Genomic DNA, 1,919 nt, shown 5'->3' with positions numbered 1-1,919 from the left:
CGCACCACACATGTCTGGACGATCGTCTTCGGCCAGACGGTCTCCACCGCTTCAGGCAGACCCTTGAGCCCGTCGCAGACCAGCATGAGGACGTCGCTGACGCCCAAGGCCGCGGAGTTAAGCCCCGCCCGCGTCCGTCAAGGTGGTCCGTTTCCATGCGTCGGCGAGGGTGTAGGTTCCGTAAGCGATCTTCTTGAGAAGGCCTTCGGCAGCCCACTGGGTCATCTGGGTCGCGAAACTCGCATGGTTGCGAATGCCCAGGGCGATGGCGACTTCGCGGGGTCGCCAGGACCGCTCAGGCTCGGCGGCCATGAGGTGGAAGGCCCGGTTTCGGTTGCCGGCGCCCATGGACCGGATCCCGGCGACGGCCTTGCGCTGGTCCTCGCGGCCGTCTGGCGGTTGAGGTGGGGCCTCGGGAGCCGTGCGGAGTGTGACGGTCAGGCCGGTGATCGTGTTGCTCTGCCGCGGGCGGGGTTCTGCGGGGTTGGTGGGGTATCGCGTGCGCCCGGCTTTGACCGACCGGGCGCTCGTGCGGGGCCGTCTCGCTGGCATCAGGCCGGCCAGCACGGCCAGCCCGATGGTACCGACCAGCTCATCGTGGCCGCGTCCATCCGTGGCCGCGTCGGCGAGGATGATCCGGTCTCTTGCGGTTTCCAGGGCGATGGTGAAGCTGGCGCGGTTCGGGTCGGTGCCCGGACGTGACTCCACGGCGTCGACCATCGCAGTCCGAAGCAGCTGATAGGCAATCAGTTGTGCCCATACTTCCTGTTCCAGGCCGACGCGGTCCTGCGACCTGAGCACGAGTCCGTCTTGCAGGGTGTGCCGCAGCGCGTAGTAGGCGGATTCGATCTCCCAGCGCTCGTGGTAGAGCCGGACCAGAGCTTCGGCGGGATCAATGCGATGGTCGAGCAGGGTGGTGGCGATGCGGTAGTGCTCGCAGAGCGTCTGGCCGCCGCTGGTGGTCATGGTGATCGTGGCGTCGATGACGCGCAGTTTGAGCATGCCGAGCCGGGTGAGATACGAGCCGTCCGGCAAGACGGCGAGGATGGCGGGACGGCGGCGAGCGGTGATGCGGATGACGAACTGGGCTCCGGTAGCCGCGGTGTCCGCCAGGAAGTCGTCCGCGTCGAAGCCCCTATCGGCGAGGACGAGCATGCTGTCATTCACCTGCGGCAGAAGGCGTCGCGCATAGGTGGTCTCGTACTCGCTCGTCGGCCCGAGCACTGCGTCGATCAGGCCGCGGGAGCCTGTCTCGCAGAGTGTCATCAGCCGGAGGAGCGGGTAGCCTGCCCATCCCAGCCGGGCTTGGATCTTGCCGAGCCAGGCCCGGTTTCGCTCACTGTCGGGCACCTTCACGGCACTGCACCCGTCGAAGGCGACGGTCCGCCAGCGCCGATAGCGGACGCCGACCGTCGTGGGTTGCGCGAGCGGCCCGGCCAGCACCTCGAACAGGGCTTTGAGTGGGGCGGGCCCGACGCGCCGGCGTAGGCATCGAAGGGCCTTCTCGCTTGGGCGCGCGATCCCCGGCGCGGTGAGTCCGGCGGTCAGCTTGTCCCAGACACGCAGGTAGCCCACGGTGGGGAACAGCGACAGGGCCAGGACGAAGTACACCCCGACGCGAGAGGGCAGGAGCCGTCGGCGACGCTCCACCGCGTGGTTCTCCTCGAGTACGGCGTCGACGAGTTCGGCTGGAAGGTAGCGGGTGAGCTCGCCCAGATGGCCTGGTGCGAGAGCGGAATCTCCGCCCCCTCCATGGCAATCTGGCCGAGTGGTGGCAGACTGGTCAGCCATCGGGACCTCTTCAGCGAGCAGATCTTGGTCGATCCCTTGCCATACCGGAGGTCCCGTCCTCATGCCTGCATTCCAGACTGACATCACTCTCTTGACGGACGCGGGCGGGGCTTAACTCCGCGGCCTTG

The 1,919-nt window shown here is 67.6% G+C and carries 1 protein-coding gene and 1 pseudogene; both read right to left on the bottom strand.

Features of this window, described 5'->3' with window-relative positions; translation table 11 throughout:
* Positions 1-104 (bottom strand): annotated as a pseudogene (locus OF819_RS28925) (transposase); the annotation flags it as partial.
* 13 nt (positions 105-117) lie between these two features.
* A complete protein-coding gene (locus OF819_RS28920; protein WP_267246614.1) occupies positions 118-1,791 on the bottom strand; it encodes an IS4 family transposase in 1,674 nt (557 codons plus the stop codon).
* Positions 1,792-1,919: the final 128 nt, after the last annotated feature.

Origin of the sequence: Streptomyces sp. PR69 (assembly GCF_026420845.1) — a bacterium.
Classification (GTDB): Bacteria; Actinomycetota; Actinomycetes; order Streptomycetales; family Streptomycetaceae; genus Streptomyces.
This window is presented reverse-complemented; position numbering and strand designations above follow the sequence as displayed.

Coding starts and splice junctions, on each gene's coding strand:
- OF819_RS28920 (WP_267246614.1), bottom strand. CDS start 1,791: ATGGCTGACCAGTCTGCCACCACTCGGCCAGATTGCCATGGAGGGGGC.